Annotated in this window: 18 protein-coding genes and 1 other annotated feature; of the genes, 14 read left to right on the top strand and 4 right to left on the bottom strand. The window is 47.6% G+C overall.

Going from position 1 to position 19,987, the window contains the following annotated elements; translation table 11 throughout:
* Positions 1-302 precede the first annotated feature (302 nt).
* The 6 genes from OF158_RS11830 to OF158_RS11805 all read left to right on the top strand — a co-directional run bounded on the left by OF158_RS11830 (position 303) and on the right by OF158_RS11805 (position 7,426).
* Positions 303-1,496 (top strand): MDR family MFS transporter, encoded by a 1,194-nt coding sequence (locus OF158_RS11830; RefSeq protein WP_035183954.1) that lies wholly within the window; start codon positions 303-305, stop codon positions 1,494-1,496.
* Positions 1,497-1,550: 54 nt separating this feature from the next.
* Positions 1,551-1,756 (top strand) — a binding site (T-box leader).
* A 68-nt stretch (positions 1,757-1,824) separates the two neighbouring features.
* Complete coding sequence (leuS, locus tag OF158_RS11825) at positions 1,825-4,239, top strand: leucine--tRNA ligase (RefSeq protein WP_026683705.1); 2,415 nt, start codon at positions 1,825-1,827, stop codon at positions 4,237-4,239.
* A 125-nt stretch (positions 4,240-4,364) separates the two neighbouring features.
* On the top strand, positions 4,365-4,850 hold the full coding sequence (locus OF158_RS11820) for a hypothetical protein (protein ID WP_017550249.1): 486 nt from the start codon (positions 4,365-4,367) through the stop codon (positions 4,848-4,850).
* A complete protein-coding gene (locus OF158_RS11815; RefSeq protein ID WP_017550250.1) occupies positions 4,831-5,334 on the top strand; it encodes a hypothetical protein in 504 nt (167 codons plus the stop codon). The genes OF158_RS11820 and OF158_RS11815 overlap by 20 nt, the downstream gene beginning before the upstream one ends.
* 52 nt (positions 5,335-5,386) lie before the next feature.
* Positions 5,387-5,572 (top strand): sporulation protein Cse60, encoded by a 186-nt coding sequence (locus OF158_RS11810; protein ID WP_017550251.1) that lies wholly within the window; start codon positions 5,387-5,389, stop codon positions 5,570-5,572.
* Between the two features lie 228 nt (positions 5,573-5,800).
* Entirely contained in the window at positions 5,801-7,426 is a 1,626-nt protein-coding gene (locus OF158_RS11805) for a putative polysaccharide biosynthesis protein (RefSeq protein WP_014097667.1), read from the top strand.
* Between the two features lie 632 nt (positions 7,427-8,058).
* Here the strand turns inward: OF158_RS11805 and OF158_RS11800 are convergent.
* Complete coding sequence (locus tag OF158_RS11800) at positions 8,059-8,280, bottom strand: DeoR family transcriptional regulator (protein WP_014097668.1); 222 nt, start codon at positions 8,278-8,280, stop codon at positions 8,059-8,061.
* A 682-nt stretch (positions 8,281-8,962) separates the two neighbouring features.
* Here OF158_RS11800 and pepV point away from each other — a divergent pair.
* Both pepV and dat read left to right on the top strand, forming a co-directional pair.
* The gene (gene pepV / locus OF158_RS11795) at positions 8,963-10,387 is read left to right on the top strand and encodes a dipeptidase PepV (RefSeq protein ID WP_035183951.1); all 1,425 of its coding nucleotides are present in this window, start codon (positions 8,963-8,965) and stop codon (positions 10,385-10,387) included.
* A 92-nt stretch (positions 10,388-10,479) separates the two neighbouring features.
* Positions 10,480-11,346, top strand: coding sequence for a D-amino-acid transaminase (dat, locus tag OF158_RS11790; RefSeq protein WP_017550253.1), 867 nt, complete (start codon positions 10,480-10,482; stop codon positions 11,344-11,346).
* A gap of 50 nt (positions 11,347-11,396) precedes the next feature.
* Here the strand turns inward: dat and OF158_RS11785 are convergent, their stop codons facing one another.
* Positions 11,397-11,564, bottom strand: coding sequence for a hypothetical protein (locus OF158_RS11785; RefSeq protein ID WP_014097671.1), 168 nt, complete (start codon positions 11,562-11,564; stop codon positions 11,397-11,399).
* A 151-nt stretch (positions 11,565-11,715) separates the two neighbouring features.
* Between OF158_RS11785 and thpR the strand changes: the two genes are divergently transcribed.
* The 3 genes from thpR to OF158_RS11770 all read left to right on the top strand — a co-directional run bounded on the left by thpR (position 11,716) and on the right by OF158_RS11770 (position 14,427).
* Positions 11,716-12,285 carry an RNA 2',3'-cyclic phosphodiesterase gene (gene thpR / locus OF158_RS11780; RefSeq protein WP_014097672.1) on the top strand — a complete coding sequence of 190 codons (570 nt, stop codon included), beginning with the start codon at positions 11,716-11,718 and terminating at the stop codon, positions 12,283-12,285.
* A 12-nt stretch (positions 12,286-12,297) separates the two neighbouring features.
* The gene (locus tag OF158_RS11775; protein ID WP_035183948.1) at positions 12,298-13,245 is read left to right on the top strand and encodes an NERD domain-containing protein; all 948 of its coding nucleotides are present in this window, start codon (positions 12,298-12,300) and stop codon (positions 13,243-13,245) included.
* 390 nt (positions 13,246-13,635) lie between these two features.
* Positions 13,636-14,427: a phosphotransferase family protein gene (locus tag OF158_RS11770; RefSeq protein ID WP_014097674.1), complete on the top strand. Its 792-nt coding sequence runs from the start codon at positions 13,636-13,638 to the stop codon at positions 14,425-14,427.
* A 148-nt stretch (positions 14,428-14,575) separates the two neighbouring features.
* On the opposite strand, the gene OF158_RS11765 is transcribed toward OF158_RS11770, so the two are convergent.
* On the bottom strand, positions 14,576-14,854 hold the full coding sequence (locus tag OF158_RS11765; RefSeq protein WP_035183945.1) for a YtzH-like family protein: 279 nt from the start codon (positions 14,852-14,854) through the stop codon (positions 14,576-14,578).
* A 154-nt stretch (positions 14,855-15,008) separates the two neighbouring features.
* Between OF158_RS11765 and trmB the strand changes: the two genes are divergently transcribed.
* Both trmB and OF158_RS11755 read left to right on the top strand, forming a co-directional pair.
* Positions 15,009-15,671 carry a tRNA (guanosine(46)-N7)-methyltransferase TrmB gene (gene trmB / locus OF158_RS11760; protein ID WP_035183942.1) on the top strand — a complete coding sequence of 221 codons (663 nt, stop codon included), beginning with the start codon at positions 15,009-15,011 and terminating at the stop codon, positions 15,669-15,671.
* Positions 15,672-16,173: 502 nt separating this feature from the next.
* Positions 16,174-17,028, top strand: coding sequence for a YtnP family quorum-quenching lactonase (locus OF158_RS11755; RefSeq protein WP_035183939.1), 855 nt, complete (start codon positions 16,174-16,176; stop codon positions 17,026-17,028).
* Positions 17,029-18,374: 1,346 nt separating this feature from the next.
* Here the strand turns inward: OF158_RS11755 and OF158_RS11750 are convergent.
* Positions 18,375-18,686, bottom strand: a complete 312-nt coding sequence (locus tag OF158_RS11750; RefSeq protein WP_014097678.1) for a PepSY domain-containing protein — start codon at positions 18,684-18,686, stop codon at positions 18,375-18,377.
* A gap of 204 nt (positions 18,687-18,890) precedes the next feature.
* On the opposite strand from OF158_RS11750, the gene OF158_RS11745 reads away from it, so the two are divergent.
* Positions 18,891-19,964, top strand: coding sequence for a M42 family metallopeptidase (locus OF158_RS11745; RefSeq protein WP_035183936.1), 1,074 nt, complete (start codon positions 18,891-18,893; stop codon positions 19,962-19,964).
* Positions 19,965-19,987: the final 23 nt, after the last annotated feature.

The raw sequence follows: 19,987 nt of genomic DNA, 5'->3' as shown, positions 1-19,987 counted from the left end.
CAATAAGCAAATTGGGAAAACGGAAAAGCCAGGCAAACATCACGGCGAAAAATCCGACGGGAACAACGGACATGTAGGAGCGGTTTCGGCACAGAAAATTTAGGAAAAACAACAAGAAAAGCCGGGCGGATTCATGAAAGCGGGATAGGGCACGGGCCTTATCCCGCTTTTAATGCAAATGTTGGATCAAGTAGAGGACGGGGAATTGCCATAATATTTATATTTTGCAAGAATGCTTGTAACTGTCGGGAAAAACCCCTACAATTTCCTTTGATCGATTCATTAGCAGGGGGGCATTCATTTTGCCAAAAACTGTGTGGCTGCTTGTCATTGGCATGGCTGTCAACATGACTGGCGCTTCTTTTTTATGGCCGTTAAATTCAATCTATATCCACGATCATCTCGGTAAATCGCTGTTTATCGCCGGGCTTGTGCTCATGCTGAATAATTTTACAAGCGTCATCGGCAGTCTTTTGGGTGGATATTTGCATGATAAAATCGGAGGTTACCGTTCCGTAATACTGGGTGGCTTGATCTCTGCCGGGGCGCTTGCCGGCTTGACATGGAACCACGCTTGGCCGGATTATGTATTTTTCCTCGGTGCCATCGGGCTCGGTTCCGGCATGATCGGCCCGGCGATCCTTGCAATGGCGGGCGCGGCTTGGAAAGGCGGAGGGAGAAAAGCGTTCAATGCCATCTATATCTATGTCGCCAACAACATCGGGGTTGCACTCGGTGCCGCGCTGGGCGGTGTGATTGCCTCTTATTCCATTGACCTTATTTTTGCAGCGAATCTTGCACTTTTTCTCGTTTTTATGGCGATTGCTATCTTCGGTTACCGGAATATTGCCGAAAAACATGCCGGATATGCGGGCACAGCCGCTGCTTCTGCCAAACGTGCAGGACGGGCGCAAGTGGCATCACTCATCCTGTTATGCTTTGCTTATTTCCTGGCATGGACGGCGTACACGCAATGGACGGCCACGATTTCCACTTATACGCAGACGCTTCATATATCGCTGAACAAATACAGCTTTCTTTGGACATTGAATGGCGCGATCATCGTGCTCGGCCAGCCGCTCCTTTTGCCGTTTTTAAAGCGGTTCTTGCCGGAAGTCAAACAGCAAATTGTTGTTGGGACGGCCATTTTTATGCTGTCATTCGCTGTCGTTGCCTTTGCCGGGCATTTTGCCGGCTTTTTAGTGGCAATGGCCATTTTAACGGTTGGGGAAATGCTTGTCTGGCCGGCTGTGCCCGCAGTTGCCAATACGCTTTCGCCGAAAGGGCGGGAAGGGTTTTACCAGGGCATCATCAACAGTGTCGCAACATGCGGCAGAATGATTGGCCCTGTTGTTGGCGGGTTTGTCGCAGATGCATTCGGCATGAAGGCATTGTTCGGATTGCTCATTATTTTTCTCGCTATTTCCCTTTTATTGGCCTTGCTGTATGACCGCCCACTCGCAGAAAAACCGCATTCTGAGGCGGCAGGAAAATAATGTTGAAACCGAGAATGAATTTCTGTAAAATAGGTTATAAATTGAATAAATGATAGAAGAACGTTGACAAGGAGTAGTAACGGCGGCGCTGAAACAAGAGAATTGGCGGAAGGTGCAAGCCAATCAGAGAACCCCGTGAACTCGCCTTTGAGTTGCAAATATGACCCGTTTTAGTATTTGCCGTATTCCGCGTTAAGGACTTAAAGTGAGTGCTTGCACTAATTTGGGTGGTACCGCGGGAGAACCCTCTCGTCCCTTTTTCTTGGGATGGGAGGTTTTTTGCGTCCTATATTGTCAATGTCGATACATAAAAAAGGAGGAGTCTGTCATGAGTTTTGACCACCGGAAAATCGAAAAGAAATGGCAGCAGTACTGGGAAGAGCATCACACGTTCCGTACCGGTGAAGACGAAAATAAACCGAAATTTTATTGCCTGGATATGTTTCCGTATCCGTCGGGGGCAGGCCTTCACGTCGGGCACCCGGAAGGCTATACGGCGACCGACATCGTGTCGCGGACGAAACGGATGCAAGGATATAATGTCCTCCATCCGATGGGGTGGGATGCATTCGGGCTTCCAGCTGAGCAGTATGCGATTGATACCGGCAATGATCCGGCTGTTTTCACAATTCAAAATATCAATACGTTCCGCCGCCAGATGAAATCGATCGGGTTTTCTTATGATTGGGATAGGGAAATCAACACATCTGATCCGGAATATTATAAATGGACGCAGTGGATTTTTCTGCAGCTGTGGAAAAAGGGACTGGCTTATATTGATGAAGTGCCAGTCAACTGGTGCCCTGCGCTCGGAACCGTGCTGGCAAACGAAGAAGTCATTGACGGCAAGAGCGAACGCGGCGGGCATCCGGTCATCCGCAAACCGATGCGCCAGTGGATGTTGAAAATTACCGCCTATGCAGACCGCCTTCTTGAAGACCTTGAGGAGCTGGATTGGCCGGAAAACATTAAGGATATGCAGCGCAACTGGATTGGCCGTTCGGAAGGGGCGGAAGTGACATTCCAGGTTGAAGGCACAAATGAAACGTTTACCGTTTTCACGACCCGCCCGGATACGCTGTTCGGGGCGACCTATGCCGTGCTTGCGCCGGAACACCCGCTTGTGGATAAAATCAAAACAGATGAGCAGGCCGATGCAGTTCAGGCTTACATTGCCGAGGTGCAATTAAAAAGCGACCTTGAACGGACGGACCTTGCGAAAGACAAAACCGGCGTATTTACGGGGGCGTATGCCGTGAACCCGGCGAACGGCGAAAAAATGCCAATCTGGATTGCCGATTATGTATTAATGAGCTACGGGACAGGCGCAATCATGGCGGTGCCGGCCCATGACGAACGCGACTATGAATTTGCCCGCAAATTCGATTTGCCGATTAAAGAAGTCGTCGCAGGCGGCAACGTTGAAAAAGAAGCCTATACCGGTGACGGCGAACACGTCCATTCCGGATTTTTAAACGGGCTGGATAAACAGGCAGCGATTAAACGCATGATCGAGTGGCTCGAAGAAAAAGGGATCGGACAGAAGAAAGTGACATACCGCCTGCGTGACTGGCTGTTCAGCCGCCAACGTTACTGGGGCGAGCCGATCCCGGTTATCCACTGGGAAGACGGGACCATAACGGCCGTGCCGGAAGAAGAGCTGCCACTCATGCTTCCGAAAATGAAGGAAATCAAACCGAGCGGAACAGGTGAATCACCGCTTGCGAATGTGGAAGACTGGGTCAATGTTGTCGATCCGAAAACAGGGAAAAAAGGCCGGCGCGAAACAAACACAATGCCGCAATGGGCGGGAAGCTGCTGGTACTTCCTCCGTTTCATCGATCCGAAAAATCATAAAGCGATTGCCGATCCGGAAAAGCTGAAAAAATGGCTGCCGGTTGACCTGTACATCGGCGGAACCGAGCATGCGGTGCTGCACTTGCTGTATGCCCGTTTCTGGCATAAATTTTTGTACGATATCGGGGTGGTGTCAACGAAAGAACCATTCCAAAGATTGTTCAACCAAGGCATGATCCTGGGCGCGAACCATGAAAAGATGAGCAAATCGCGCGGCAATGTCGTTAATCCGGATGACATTCTTGAGTCACACGGGGCCGATACGCTCCGGCTGTACGAAATGTTCATGGGCCCTTTGGATGCATCGATCCCGTGGTCGACGAACGGCCTTGACGGTTCCCGCCGCTTCCTTGACCGGATTTGGCGCCTGTTTGTGAATGAAGACGGCAGCCTGTCAGAAAAAATCCAGGACAAGGCCAATCCGGCACTGGAAAAAACGTATCATCTGACGGTCAAAAAAGTGACAGAAGATATCGATGCCCTTCATTTTAACACGGCCATTTCGCAATTAATGGTGTTTATCAACGATGCCTATAAAGTGGAAGTGATACCGAAAACGTATGTGGAAGGCTTCGTCAAACTGCTGTCGCCGTTTTGCCCGCATATTGCCGAAGAACTGTGGGAAAAACTTGGCCACAGCGGGACGATCACATATGAAGCATGGCCTGCTTTTGATGCTTCAAAACTCATCGAAAATGAAGTGGAAATTGTCCTTCAGGTAAATGGCAAAGTGCGCAACAAAGTAAAGATCGACCGCAATATGAGCCGCGAGGACATGGAAAAACTCGCGCTTGCGGATGAAAAAATCAAGGAATTTACGGAAGGAAAAACGATTCGCAAAATCATTGCCGTACCGGGCAAACTCGTCAACATTGTGGCAAACTGATGGATTTCCGGAAAACGGGGTTTTACGGTGAAATGGCCGTAAGCCCCGTTTTTTATGCGTGAAATTCATAATTTGTTTGTGAAATGGCAAACTAGGACTATCAACCACAAAAAAGGGGAAAAAAGATGGTTCTTTTATTTTCACTTTTGGCAGGGGCAGGGCTGGCCTATTTGTCCCGCGCGCTGTTTGAGGCAGAAAAAATGAAATCATTGCTGCTTTACTTATGGCTATACTACTGGACAATCAATTTTTTAAGGATACTGGAAATGAACCTGCACTTTGTTCATGATCACCATACCCCGATTTTTTATATTTCCAGACAGCTTGTGTTGTTTGAGGTGCCCCTTTTGTTTCTGCTGTATTTGCACGTGTTTCACCTGTCACGGACGTCGGGCTGGAAAACATTGGCTGCAGTGTGCTTTTTCCTTGTTTTTACAGGTTATGTCGCCATCCTCCATTTTTTGCAAATTTTGTATACCTACGGATGGTCATGGCGGTATGTCCTTGCTTTCTTCTTCACTGATCTTGCGGTTTTACACGTAGGCGATGCGCTCTATAGATGGTTGGACAGGAAAAAGGAGGTACACCGGCATGCTTCCGAAAAAATTTGACGAGAATGAAATCTTTACCCTTGCCGCTTTGGCAGGGTTGATACTGGCGCTGTATCTCCTGCCAAAAGCTGTTTCATGGAAAGCAGGGCTTGCGAACGGGCTGTTTTTTACAGCAATGGCCTGCTTTGCGGATGAAGTGCTTAGCGCGATGCACCCTTTAAACTTATACAACACGTTTGATTCGCCTGATCTCGAGCTTTTTGACTTCATTATTTATATACCTGTCTTTACCTTGTATGGCTATTTGTTTATTACGGTGCAGCGTTTATCCTGGGCGCGGATCCGCTCTGTACGCCACGTGCTTTTTTATTTACTCATCTGGATCGCATTCACGTCTCTGATGGAAATGATGGCTGTTAAGTTCAGGGTGTTCCACTATTTGGAAGGATGGGACAATCTCCATTCGCTTGTTGCCTATTGCGTCCTTTTCCCGATATTTTATACTTATGCCAATTGGATTTTAAAAATTGATGCGTCTGATTAAAATGTTCTGAAATTGGAGATAATAGAAATAAATAAAACGGGGAGGGTTACAAATGGTACAGGTCAAACTTTTTGATTGTGAACATGAAAAGGATCTTGAGGAAAGCATGAATACGTTTTTGGAAAAAATCGGAGAGGACCAACTCATTGATATCAAATATAATATTGCCGCCATGGTGGAGCCCGAGGAAGATGACCAGATTTACTGTTTTTCGGCGATGATTTTGTACCATAAATAAAGCGGGGGTTGCCCGGCCCGACTTTTTCTGTCCACACGATTGTAAAAGATGATCCAGGGTAGCTGCAGCCTCAACTGCCATCCATCCCGCCGTCTATCCGCGAAAAAAATTCTTCATAAAAAAATTGTCAAGCGGGTATGTTCGCGGTACACTACATTATAGTGTGTGAAAAAAGGCCCGTCCGCATCAGGGGCGGCCGGAAGATCATTTCGGGCGGGAAGGGATTTTATGTCTTCAAAATTATTGCGCGGCACGTTTATTTTAACACTTGGGACGATCATCTCGAAAATTCTCGGGGTGTTCTATGTGATTCCGTTTGATGCGATTATCGGCGGATCAGGACCGGAGGCACTCTACCAGTTCGGGTATGTCCCTTACAATATTTTTATTAGCATTTCCACGGCAGGCGTCCCGCTTGCTGTCGCAAAATATGTGGCAAAATATAATGCGCTGGAAGAATATGCGGTCAGCCGGAAGCTGTTCAGGTCGAGCATGTATTTAATGATTGGGACAGGTATTGCCGGCTTTCTTGTGATGTATGTTTTTGCCCCGTATTTTACGGATTTGGCGATGGCCGGCAAGCAGGAAGCCCAGGTTTTCTCAAAAGCCGACGTGACAGTGGTGATCCGGGCGGTCAGTTTTGCGCTGATCATCATTCCGGTGATGAGCCTGATTCGCGGTTTTTTCCAGGGGCACCAGTCAATGGGGCCTTCTGCTGTTTCCCAGGTTGTGGAGCAGGTTGTCCGGATTTTATTTATGCTGATCGGTGCTTACGTGATTTTACATATGCTCCACGGCAGCATCGTGTCCGCCATCAGCGCGGCGACATTTGCCGCATTTGTCGGTGGGATGGCGAGCCTGTTTGTGCTCATTTGGTACTGGTTCAAACGAAAACCGCATCTTGACCGGCTGCTTGAACAGGATAAAGGCACAATGCATGTTTCGATTCCCACGTTGTATAAAGAAATCATCCTTTCTGCTTTGCCGTTTGTATTTGTTGGGATCGCCAATTCGCTTTACCAGATGGTTGACCAGCTGACAGTGAAGCGCGGTATGGAAGCGGTCGGGCTCGGGAAAATGTGGCAGACGCAGCTCGGGATATTGAATTTCCAGTCGCACAAGCTTGTCATTATTCCGGTCTCCCTAGCGACCGCCTTCTCCATGACGCTTGTTCCAATGATTACGGAAGCTTTCGCGAAAAGGGAGCGCGATATGCTCGTCCGATCTGTTGACCAGACATTGCAGGTGCTGCTTTTTATTACGGTGCCGGCTGCGCTTGGGATGTCGCTTTTGGCCAAGCCTATTTTTGCGATTTTTTATAATACGGATAACGCCGTCTCGGTCAGCGTGCTGATGCATTATGCACCGGTTGCCATTTTGTTCTCGCTTTATTCCGTGACAGCGGCGATCATGCAGGGGGTCAATGAGCAGCGCTGGACGATTTTAAGCTTGCTCGTCGGGCTATTGTTAAAATTAAGCCTGAATATCCCGCTGATCAAAATGTTTGGGATTCTCGGCGCGGTCTACGCCACGGCAATCGGGTATACAGCGTCGATTCTGATCAGCTTTATTGTGATCAAAATTTTCGCTGCCTATCCGTATCGGACGGTGATCCGGCGCACGATCCTGATTTTGATTTTTAATGCTGTCATGCTGGCGGTGGTCGGTGCTGTTTATAAAGGGCTCACACTTGTGCTTTCTCCTTCTTCGAGGTGGCAGGCATTGCTGATTGTTGTGATTTGCGCCGCGGCCGGTGCGGTTGTTTATGCCTACCTTGGCCTGAAATCGAAACTTGCGGACAAGCTGTTCGGCGTAAGGATTCAACGCGTGAAGGCAAGGTTGCATATGCGGTAAGCAGACGGGATGATTTGTGTAACAGGAAGCGCAATGTAAGGCTTGCGGGCAAGATGCGGGATAAAGTTGTGTATGGCTGACGGGATTGCAAGTGGCGGTAAAACGCTGAACTTCCTGGCGTTTTCGGTTGTTCAGCCGTTTAGCCATGGGTTGTAAGCAGGAGAAAAAAGCTGGATCCCATTTTAGCGGATAGTTTTCCGGCGGTGGGGTTCAACGCGTGAAAGCGGCATTGTGAGCGAGAGTAAAAGCTGAACCCTCTTAAGCAGCGGATAGTTGACCTGTATCAGGGTTTAACGCGTGAAAGCAGGGATTGAAATCGTGGGTAAAAAGTTGAACCACTTTAACCGGATAGTTTTTTTATGTCAGATTTCAACGTGTATGAGCAGAGATTGCAAGCGGGAGAAAAAGGCTGCACTCCATTTTAGTGGATAAACTTTCCGGGTTAGTTGTCAACACCTGAAGGAGGGGTTGCCTATTTGGGTGCAGGGTAAGCGAAACTGATGAGCAGGTGAGGAGTATTGAACCTGCGGGAATAGGTTGTAAATGGCAGGGATAAACGGCCCTTAAACATGCCAAAAGCGGCACTGCATGTCTCCGCTGCCGCTTTCCAAAAAAACAATTTGTTTCTTTCTCTAAGATGACATCTTAACTTTTTTGCTTGTTGTTGTCCAAATCCCCCTGTGTGTGCTTTTGACCAAGTCGTTGTATGCCAGCACATTCAAATCTCTTTGAATGGTGCGAGGAGTGATGCCGAACTCATCTACCAGTTCCTGGGTTGTCACAGTCCCTTTCTCTTTAATAAATACATAAATCGACTTAATACGAGTAAGCATACGGTCTGTTGATGGTTTCAAAATACCACTCCCTCATCTTTTTTCCAAAGACAAAGACGACAAACAGCTTTACAACATGTTTAGCTTACAGGAATATGCGTGCCGTTCGGACAACTCCTTTTTCTAAAATTTTTTTCTAAGATGTCAGACAATTATATTGTACATCTTTTTGCCTGAATTGACAAATATATCAGCTCTTGTTTACACCATATGTTGTGCCCGTTAAGTTTATAACCACTATTGGTAGCGATTTCTTTTTACCGGCTTTTTCCTAGGTTGCCGCTATCCGACTGGGTATGCCTTTACCAGCCCGATGGAGGACATTTCAACGGTCCCAGCACCACGTTCTGTCTTTCATCACCCTGATGAAGAACATTTAGCTGTTTCCCGGCATCCGTTTTGTCCTTCATCATAGTTATGAAGGACAATTCACCGTTTGCCAACCCATGTTTTGTCTTTCATCCCGCTGATGAAGGACAAAACGCCGTTTGCTGACCCGTGATTTGTCTTTCATCCCGCCTATAAAGGACAATTCGCCGTTTGCCGGCCCGTGTTTTGTCCTTCATCCCTCTGTTGAAAGACAATATGCTGTTTCCCGTTCTGTCTTTCATCCCCCGGCCGGCAAAAAATATCAATTCATTTTATAATCAATGGAAAAAGAAGTAAAATAAAGAATGAATGACAACATAAAGGAGCGACAAAAATGGCCGATATCCACTGGATGGAAGAAGTATTAAAAAGGAAAGAGGATTTGATCCGCGATCTTCAAGGGATTTTGCAGATCAGAAGTGTCCTCGATGAAGCAAATACAACGGAAGAAGCACCACTCGGGCAAGGCGTCAGGGAGGCGCTCCAATATATGCTCGATCTCGGTGAAAAAGACGGGTTCAAAACGAAAAATGTGCAAAATCTCGCCGGGCACCTTGAAATGGGGGAAGGAGAAGACATTCTCGGGATCCTCGGGCATGTCGATGTGGTGCCGGAGGGGGACGGCTGGACAGTTGATCCGTACAGCGGCACAGTCAAAGACGGGAAAATTTATGCGCGCGGCTCAAGCGACGACAAAGGCCCGACAATGGCAGCTTATTACGGCATGAAAATTGTAAACGAACTCGGGGTGCCACTTGAAAAAAGGGTGCGCCTCATTGTCGGCACAGATGAAGAAAGCAACTGGAGATGCATGGACGCCTATTTTGCAAACGAGGAAATGCCGGCCATCGGGTTTTCGCCGGATGCCGACTTCCCGATCATTTATGCGGAAAAAGGAATTGCCGATTTTGACATTATCCAGGATCCGGAAAAAACGGAAAATACGGGGCAGGGGCAGGCGGAACTGCTTTCTTTTGAATCGGGGCGCCGCTACAATATGGTGCCGGATTATGCGGAGGCACGCATTGTCACGCACGGCGAGCAGACGGAACTTTTGCAAAAATTCCAGGATTTTCAAAAGGAAACCGGGCTTCGCGGGCAGGATGTCGTGGACGACGGCGTTTTGATTTTAAAGCTTGAAGGCGTTTCGGCCCATGGTGCGGAACCGGAAAACGGAAAAAGCGCGGGGCTTTATTTGGCAAAATTTTTAAATAATGTGGCGCTTGACCGTGCCGGGGCAAAATTTATCAAAACGCTCAACCAGTTCTTCGGCCGTTCACGCGGTGAATATTTCGGCATCGGGTACAAAGATGAAGTTTCAGGGGAATTGACGATCAATATCGGGATCATGTCCTATCATCAGGAAAAAGGCGGCCGCATAGGATTAAATATGCGTTATCCCGTTACTTTCGATCTCGAAGCAGGAAAAACAAAAATTGTGTCGAAATTAAAAGAAGACGGCTTGCGTTTTGATCATTTTTCCGATCAGAAACCGCATTATGTTGACAAAAATGACCCGCTGATTACGACGCTTGCGAAAGTGTATGAGGAGCAGACCGGAGAGGAAGCGAAGCTGTTGGCAATCGGCGGCGGTACATATGCACGTACCCTTAAAAAAGGTGTGGCATTTGGGGCGCTTTTCCCGGGCCGCGAAGATGTCATGCACCAGAAAGATGAGTACATGTATGTGGAAGATTTGCTTAAAGCAACGGCTATTTATGCACAGTCCATTTATGAACTGGCCGGGAAGCACGCGTGACTTTAGCTGCGTCAATGCCGGCGGGCCGCAAGCAAGCAGAAGAACGAGCGGGAAAGCCGCAATAAAATGAAAAAAGGCAAAGGGGTTGCATCATGGAGAAACTGGTTTTAAACGGCACCCTGATCGACAGGGGAGAAGCAAGCGTTGATATTGAAGACCGTGGTTATCAGTTCGGGGATGGCATTTACGAAGTGGTCCGCGTATACGGGGGCAGGCTTTTTACAAGCGAAATGCATTTAAAGCGGCTCTATCAAAGCGCGGAAAAACTTTCGCTCCACATTCCGTATACAATGGAGCAGCTCACGGCACAACTGGAAGCACTGGTTGCAGCAAACCGCCTCGATACAGGCATTGTCTATTTGCAATTTACGCGCGGCGTTGCCAAGCGGAAACACCATTTTCCGGAAACAAGCGAAACGACGTTTGTTGCATACACGAGTGAAATGGAACGGCCGCTTGAAAAAATGAGAAAAGGCGTAAAAGCGGTGCTTGCGGAAGACATCCGCTGGCTGCGCTGCGACATCAAAAGCCTGAACCTGCTCGGCAATGTGCTCGCCAAACAAAAAGCTGTGGAAAACGGCGCTTATGAGGCAATCCAGCACCGCGGCGAAACAGTGACAGAAGGCTCGTCGTCGAATGTATTTATCGTAAAAGACGGCGTGCTCTTGACACATCCGGCAACGAACCTCATTTTAAACGGGATTACAAGACAAGTGGTCTTTGGCATTTGCGGGAAAGAAGGCATTCCTTTCCGGGAAGAGCCGTTTACGGTAGCGGATTTGCGCGCGGCGGATGAAGTCTTGATGACAAGCACGACATCCGAAATCATGCCGATTGTGGACATTGACGGTAAACCCGTTGCAGACGGCACACCAGGCGCAATAACGTTAAAACTGCAGCAAGCTTTTGACAGGGAGATTCATGCTCTTTCGGCAGCGGTGCCGGGCGCGCCAAAATAAAAGAAGGGGCATTCCTTTAGCCGGAGGAACGGTTAAAGGAATGCCCCTTGCTATTTTTGGAGCCTGGCTTCTTCTTCTCCTGCCGGTTCAAGCTCCGACATGTGGGCAAGCACAATTTGATGAAGAAATGGCTTCTTCAGTTCACAATACCCGCTTTTGTAAATAAATACGATTTCACAATTCTCACCTTTGTACATGACATGGTCGCCAATCTTCACTCCAGCTCTCCCCCCTTAACATATTTATATACCCTATTCGGAAAAATGAAAACATCGGAAATGCCGGAAACCAGATTTTGCACAGTATACCTGCAGGGCAGTTTTTGTTAAAATAAACACAAAACCACGATGGACAGGGGCGAAAAAAGCGATGGCAAACCATTATTTTTATGCCGTCTTGCTGCCGGAAGCGTTCAAACAAAAATTGCAGCAGGCAACGGCCGGCTTGAAAGGGAGCCTGCCGTTTAAGCGATGGGTGCACCGCGATGATCTTCATATTACCCTTGCCTTTTTGGGAGCGGCAGAAGAGGCGCAATTGGAAAAAGCGAACCGGCTGATTGCAGATCAAATCGGTGCATTCCACGTGCTGCCGCTTGTGTTCGACCACTTCGGTACTTTTGGGAAAAAAGACGAACCGCGTGTACTCTTTGCAGGCATACAGGAATCACCGCCGCTTTCTGATCTTGAGACAATGGTGGCCGGCTGCTGCCTTGAAGCAGGTTTTTCACTTGATCGAAGACCGTTTCACCCGCATATGACGCTGGCGCGGAAATGGGACGGTGACAGACCATTTGCTGACGGCATGCTGGATGCGTTTTCGCCTGAACCGGTGCCTTTTTCGGCAGACCGGATCGTGCTCTACCGGACGAATCTCCATCAAACGCCAAAATACGAAATCGTGCAGTCTTTCAGGCTAGCTGATGCACAGAATTTGAAGTAAGGGAAAAGGAAAATGGGACAGTTATTAAAAATGCAAGACTTTGTATCACGTTATGAAACAGACTTAATCCGCTACACCAACCAGTTTATCCGGCTGAAAAAACAACAGTGGGAAAAATTCCGGGAAAACTGGGAAAACGGGCCGGAGGAAGAAGAGGAAGCGCCTGCGCAGGAAGAATCGCGCCAGGTCCTTTCCCGCATGAAACACTGGTTAAAAAGAAAAGATACGGCCGAAATAGAGGAGCCGGACGCGCCGGTTTTCCACGCGCCACCCGGGGAATTGGATTTTGCCCCGCAGCTTGCCTTTTTGCCGGAGACGGAAGACCAGTTAAAAAAATTATTTCTCGACCAGCTGTTCCGGTTCCAGCTGAAATGGGCCAGTTCCACTTTGCTGCAACAGTCCGAAATCCCAGCCGTCCTTTATTTTGACCCGGACTTAAAATATTTTTTGCAAAGATTTCCGGATACATTTTTATTGATGTACCGGCCGGTTTTTTCATTCAAAAAAGCCGTTTTGGAAATGGAACATCTTTTGATTTCGCCAATGGCGGTATGGTGTATTGCCTTTGTGGAAAAAGAAAAGGATGCCGTCTTTTTCGGGTCGAACGGCCGTTTCTGGAAGAAGCGGACAGCCAGGAACGAAGAAAATATTTTAAATCCGGCCATTGCCCTCGCGCGGACGGAAAAAATCGTGCGCAGCATTCTGAAACGGCATGATATCACCTTTCCGGTCGAAAGGGCGCTCATTTGCCGGAACGGGTTTATTCAATGGCCGGATGCGCCGGATGGCCTCCATATTCTTGACAAACGCCCGCATGTCGAATGGTTCCGGCAACAGCGAAATTTGCGCTCACCGTTTAAATATATGCAACTGAAGTCGGCCCAAGTGCTGCTTAACGAATGCCTGGACAAAAAAAGTGCCGGAACGAACGAGGCTGCTCGTCACGGCGGCGGGGAATAGAGCGGAGATTTTTCTTGCAAACATTGGAAAATTTTTGGGACAAACAGCTGCCTTCCCGGTATTTCAATATTTCGGGGAAAACCGGCCCCGCGGCAAACCAAAATTACGCTTGACGAAAAAAGTCAAAAAGCGATAAAATTTATTGAAAGGTGGCTATTGTGAATGATACTTGCCAATAGCTGTCTTTTTTTGTTTTTGTCTCCGTTTGCCGAGTGAAAAAACCGGCAGCTGCGGATTTTTCAGCAAACAGGAAGAATCCGCGCCAATGTTTTGTGTAAAATGGAATGGCATTTTTACTTTTTTACAAATCCTACTTTTCCTGGCTTTATAACAGGGATATCGCTGTTTTTTCATCGGTGTGAGGTTGACTTACTGAATTTGAAGGTGAACATGTTGGAAGATATATTAGGAAAAGGCTGGGAGATCATGCCGGCAGGGGGGGCGACAGGAGAAGCCTTCTATGCCAAATACCAGGAACAATCCCTCTTTTTAAAACGGAATTCATCGCCGTTTCTGGCCGTGTTATCCGCTGAAGGCATTGTCCCGAAGCTTGTCTGGACGAAAAGGCTAGAAAACGGCGACACCATCACGGCCCAGCAGTGGGTGGAGGGCAGGGAACTAAAGCCTTACGAAATGGAAGAAGAACGCGTTGCCAAGATGCTGAAAAAAATTCACGATTCAAAACCGCTTTTAACGATGCTGCAAAGGCTCGGGCTGGAATCGATGAAGCCTGAAAACATGCTGCATGATCTCAAATCCGGCGCAAAAGGGGAATGGCCCGATGCACCAGGTGTTCTGGATGCCCTTGAATTTCTCGAACGCGAACAGCCGAACGTTGCATACGGGGATTGTGTCGTCTGCCACGGCGATATCAATCATAACAACTGGCTTTTATCAAACGAAAATGAATTGTTTCTGATCGATTGGGACGGCCCGCTGATCGGCGATCCGGCGATGGACATCGGCATGCTCCTGTACGCCTACATTCCGCCCGAAAATTGGGAAAGGTGGTTGCTGCAATACGGTACGAAAATGACCGCAAGCCTTTCGCTCCGGATGAAATGGCACACCATTTACCAAGCGATTGTGATGATTTGCTGGCATAAAGAAAAAGGCCGGTACGAAGAAATGCAACGCTGGCTTGATTTTTTGCAGAACGTGCATGGCGGCGTGAAAAAATAAGAGAAGGCTGCATCCCGCGTTTGCCCGGGCCTTCTTTTTTAGAGAAACTGCCAGTTGCGGGCTTGTAGCGAAAAAAGTGTTCCGGTTTCGAACGAAAAAGAAGAGAAACCGGGTGATGGTTCCTCTTCTTTTTGCCGCTCTTCATTCTTTAAAAATAGGTGTTCAGCTGGTCAACCCATTCCCCGAGCTTGTTTTGGTGGGCTTCAATATGGTCGTCCAAATGCTGGGCATATTTTCCCGCCTGGCTGTAGTTGTACACATCTGTCAGCGTTTGTTTCATATCATTTGCGACAGCCGGATTGACGAGCAATGATTTGACCAGCCTTTCCAATTGTTCACATTCTGAAACAGATCCGCAGCAGTCTGTTTGATGATCGTACAAAATATCCGTTAATAAGGTTAACTGGTCGCGATGGCTGAGTGCCAAGTGGAACACATCCTTCACTAGAGATATGCAGCTGTTGACATGTGCATGAAGGTCTTGCGCCGGTACCTCCATACATACTCTATTGTTTAACCTGCCTCTTTTTTTATGCAGATAGGCCAGGCTTTTGCCAAAAAATATAAGTTGGGGTGTTTTTATGAGATTACGGAATAAGCCATGGGCGGAAGAAAAATTAAAAAAGTACCCGCAATTCGTCGTACCGGACCCGGAAAAATGGCGCGGCCATTGGCAGGCACTGTTTGGAAACAGCAACCCGCTCCATATTGAAATCGGAACAGGGAAAGGCCGGTTTATTTCCGAAATGGCGGAACAGCATCCCGAAATCAATTTTCTCGGGATCGAAAAACAGCCGAGCGTGATCGTGTCTGCGCTCGATAAGCTGATTGAAAAGAACCGCCCGAATGTAAAATTGTTAAATGCAGACGGTGCAAAGCTGCGGGAATTTTTTGCAAAAGGCGATGTCGAACGGATTTATTTGAATTTTTCCGACCCGTGGCCAAAAAAACGCCATGAAAAACGGCGGCTTACATACCGTACTTTTTTGCAGCTGTATGAAGACATTTTGGCGGATGGCGGGGAAATTCATTTAAAAACGGACAACCAAGGCCTGTTTGAATACTCGCTGCAAAGTTTTTCGGAATATGGCCTGCTGTTAAAAAATATCAGTCTTGATTTGCATCGCAGTGATTTTTCCGGCAATGTCATGACGGAATATGAAGAAAAGTTTTCCGCACAAGGACAGCGCATTTACCGCTGTGAGGCAAAATATCTTAACGCGCCCGGCGCACTGCAAGGATAATGGCAGTGCGCCGGGCGCTTTTTTTTGCAACGTGGCATAGACAGGAAAAACAGGAACGGTATTTTGATTTTTTGCAACGCGGAACAGACAGGAAAAAATGGGAACGGCATTTTCAGTTTTTTGCATTGTGGTACAGACAGGAAAAAACGGGAACCGGCATTTTCAATTTTTTTGCAACGCGGAACAGGCTGGGGAAACAGGACCGATATTTTCGTTTTTTGCAAAGCGAAGCAGGCAGGGAAAATGGGAGTGGCATTTTCCTTTTTTTCAAGTCGGAACAGCTGGGGAAAAAAGGGGTCGGCATTTTCAATTTTTGCAAAGCGGAACAGGCTGGGAAAAACAGGAACAGCATTTTCAGTTTTTTGCATTACGGAACTGGCGGGGGAAAAACCACAGGGCAAAGCGGACAGGCAGGATCGCCTTTTTGTATTGCGGCACAGGCAGGAAAATGGGAAATGGTGGCGAATAATATTAAGTGAAACCGATTACAGGAGGGAAAATGATGGAACATGTAACAGTCGGTGAAATGACGCTTTACTGGCTCGATGGTGGCGTCACGCATCTGGATGGCGGTGCCATGTTTGGCGTTGTCCCGAAACCGCTCTGGTCGCGGAAATATCCATATAATGAAAAAAACCAGATTGAACTTCGGACAGACCCGATCTTTTTTCAGCTGTACGGGAAAAACATTCTCATTGAGTCCGGGATTGGCAACGGAAAACTGACAGACAAGCAGAAGCGGAATTACGGCGTCACAGAGGAGTCACGGATCGACCGTTCATTAAGCGTATTCGGGCTGACACGTGAGGATATCGATATTGTGCTGATGACACATTTGCATTTTGACCATGCATGCGGCCTGACCATGCCGGATGATACAAATGGATATGTCCCTTCATTCCCAAATGCGGCCATCTATGTATCTGAAACGGAATGGGACGAAATGCGCCACCCGAATATCCGTTCAAAAAGCACATATTGGAAGGAAAACTGGGAAGCAATCCAGCATCAGGTGCAAACGTTTAAAGAAGAGGTTACCATTGAAGGCAAAGTCCGGATGGTACATACAGGCGGGCACAGTGACGGGCATGCGATTATCATGGCGGAGTCCGGCGGCGAAAAATGGATCCATATGGCAGATCTTTTGCCGACGCACGCGCATCGCAACCCGCTTTGGGTGATGGCTTATGATGATTACCCGATGACTTCCATTTTTCAAAAACAGAAATGGATTGAAGAGGCGATCCGGGACAATGCCTGGTTTGTATTTTACCACGACGCTGTCTACCGGGCGCTGAAGTGGGATACGGACGGGAATATGATAGAAAAAGTGGAACGTGAAAAAATGCCCGTATAAAGTGGTAAAAAACGGTGAACAAAAGGTCCACCGTTTTTTACTGCCGCGTATGGGAAAAGATCCGTGCCGATTTTTGCATGGCATAAACCCCTGCGGCTTGCTAAACCGACCGAAATCAAGCGCGGTGCCGTTTTGAAATTTCAGACTGAAACGGACCTCTGTCCTGTTAAATGAACAACCCTCCGGCAAAGAGCCGGCTTAAAAATGTGAGGAAGCGCGAGATTTACATGGAGTGCGTCTACGTTAAGGAAGCACGGAAAAAAGATGGCCTTTCTTCACATAGGGCGCGTCTACGTTAAGGAAGCGCGGAAAAAAGACGGCCTTTCTTTACATAGAGTGCGTCTACGTTAAGGAAGCAAGCAAAAACGAGGCTCTTGCTTTACATAGAGTGCGTCTACGTTAAGGAAGCACGGAAAAAAGATGGCCTTTCTTTACATAGATCCTGTCTACATTAAGAAAGCAAGAAAAAACAAGGCGCTTTCTTAATCTAGAGCCCGTCTACGTTAAGGAAGCACGGAAAAAAGATGGCCTTTCTTCACATAGGGCGCGTCTACGTTAAGGAAGCGCGGAAAAAAGACGGCCTTTCTTTACATAGAGGGCGTTTACGTTAAGGAAGCAAGCAAAAACGAGGCTCTTGCTTTACATAGAGTGCGTCTACATTAAGGAAGGATGGAAAAACGAAGGCCTTTCTTAACATAGAACCCGTCTATGTTAAGGAAGCGCGGAAAAACGAAGGTCTTTCTTCACATAGAGGGCGTCTACGTTAAGGAAGCATGGAAAAAAGATGGCCTTTCTTTACATAGATCCTGTCTACATTAAGAAAGCAAGCAAAAACAAGGCGCTTTCTTAATCTAGAGCCCGTCTACGTTAAGGAAGCACGGAAAAACGAAGGTCTTTCTTCACATAGAGCCCGTCTACGTTAAGGAAGCGCGGAAAATTGAGGGTCTTCCTTAACCTAGAGTGCGTCTACGTTAAGAAAGCGCGGAAAAAAGACGGCCTTCCTTAACATAGAACCCGTCTACGTTAAGGAAACGCGAAAAATTGACGGCCTTCCTTCACATAGAGCCTGTCTATGTTAAGAAAACGTTGAAAAATGAAGGCCTTCCTTCACATAGGGCACGTCTGCTTTCCAATAAAATATTCCGAACGGTGCCAGTTTAAAAATAGCAGTAGCTTATCCTGCTTTCCCGCATAGAGCCGGCAAGAAAAGCCAGCTCTAAGCCGGGATCTCCGGAACAGGGCCGGTTACCATTCAGCAAAATCCTGATAGAGCTGGCATGAGAAGCCAGCCTTAAAGGATTCCAACCATCCGGCACAAGCCGGTTTAAAACGGATCTGCTTTTCTGTTAAATCGGATAGACATCAAGGACGGTTCCGGTTTTGGCGTCGGCAATAAACTCATACTGCTTCTTCTCTCCGTCTTTTGTAAGCGAAACCCCGCCCTTATAGACCCTCGTTTTAAACGGGTACTTTTCATAATCTTCCTCTGTCATTTGAATCCAGGAACCATCAATCGGACCGTTTTCTTTAAACGCTTTCTTAACTTTTGCAAGAACGGTTTCGGCGGATACGCTAACAGTACGGTGCAATGTTTCATTGACGGCATACCCGGCGGCTGCACCCACAGCGATACCGGCGATAAAAGTTTTCCAATTCATCTTTCTCCTATCCTTTCCTCTGCAATTAATCAGAATAAATCGGTGCTCCCCCTCATTATATACTTTCAAGGCGGTAACCGAAAATGAATTCAATTACAAAAGTACAAAATGAAGTGAAAATCTGGCAAGAAAACCACCCATTATGTAAAATAAACCTTGTACATACGGTATGATAAAAAAATACAGAAACGAGGAGTAAAAAGCATGGAACAAGAAACGCTCGATTTATTTAAAACGCTGACTGAACTGCCAGGCGCACCGGGTAACGAGTCGGCCGTCCGCGCGTTTATGAAGCAGGAGCTTCAAAAATATTCAGATGAACTCATACAAGATCATCTCGGCAGCGTCTTTGGCGTAAGACGTGATCAGGAAGACGGGCCAACCGTGATGGTGGCAGGGCATATGGATGAAGTTGGATTTATGGTTACATCCATCACTGAAAATGGCATGATCCGCTTTCAAACACTAGGGGGCTGGTGGAGCCAGGTGCTGCTGGCTCAACGCGTACAAATTTATACGGATAACGGACCTGTCATCGGTGTTGTTGGTTCAATTCCGCCACATTTATTGGATGAAAATCAGAAATCCAAACCAATGGACATTAAAAATATGCTGATTGATATCGGCGCAGATGACCGTGAAGATGCTGAAAAAATCGGGATTCGCCCGGGCCAGCCCATCTTACCGGTTTGCCCGTTCACCCCAATGGCCAATCAAAAGAAAATTCTTGCTAAAGCTTGGGATAACCGCTACGGCTGCGGCCTCTCCATCGAATTGTTAAAAGAACTGCAGGGTGTAAAACTTCCGAACACGCTTTATTCAGGCGCTACGGTTATGGAGGAAGTCGGGACGCGCGGTGCACAGACAGCAGCCAATATGATTAAGCCGGATATTTTCTTTGCCCTGGATGCTAGTCCCGCCAATGATGCGTCCGGCGATAAAGAACAATTCGGGCAGCTTGGAAAAGGCGCATTGCTGCGGATTTACGACCGGACGATGGTGACGCATAAAGGCATGCGCGAGTTTGTTCTCGACACAGCCGAGAGCAATGATATCCGCTACCAGTATTTCGTAGCCCCGAATGGCGGGACAGATGCCGGCCGCGTTCATACTACCAATGAAGGGATCCCGAGTGCTGTGATTGGGGTTTGCGCCCGCTATATCCATACGCATGCCGCGATCCTTCATGTCGATGACTATGCGGCAGCCAAGGCCTTGATCGTGAAATTGGTACAGGCCTGTGACCGTTCAACCGTTGATGCGATCCGCAGTAAATAATAAAGAAATATTCGATTTTCCTG

The organism is Weizmannia sp. WK01 (genome assembly GCF_025905465.1).
Taxonomy (GTDB): Bacteria; Bacillota; Bacilli; order Bacillales; family Bacillaceae_C; genus Weizmannia; species Weizmannia faecalis.
The sequence above is the reverse complement of the archived record's forward strand: the minus strand, read 5'-3'. Positions and strand labels throughout refer to the sequence as shown.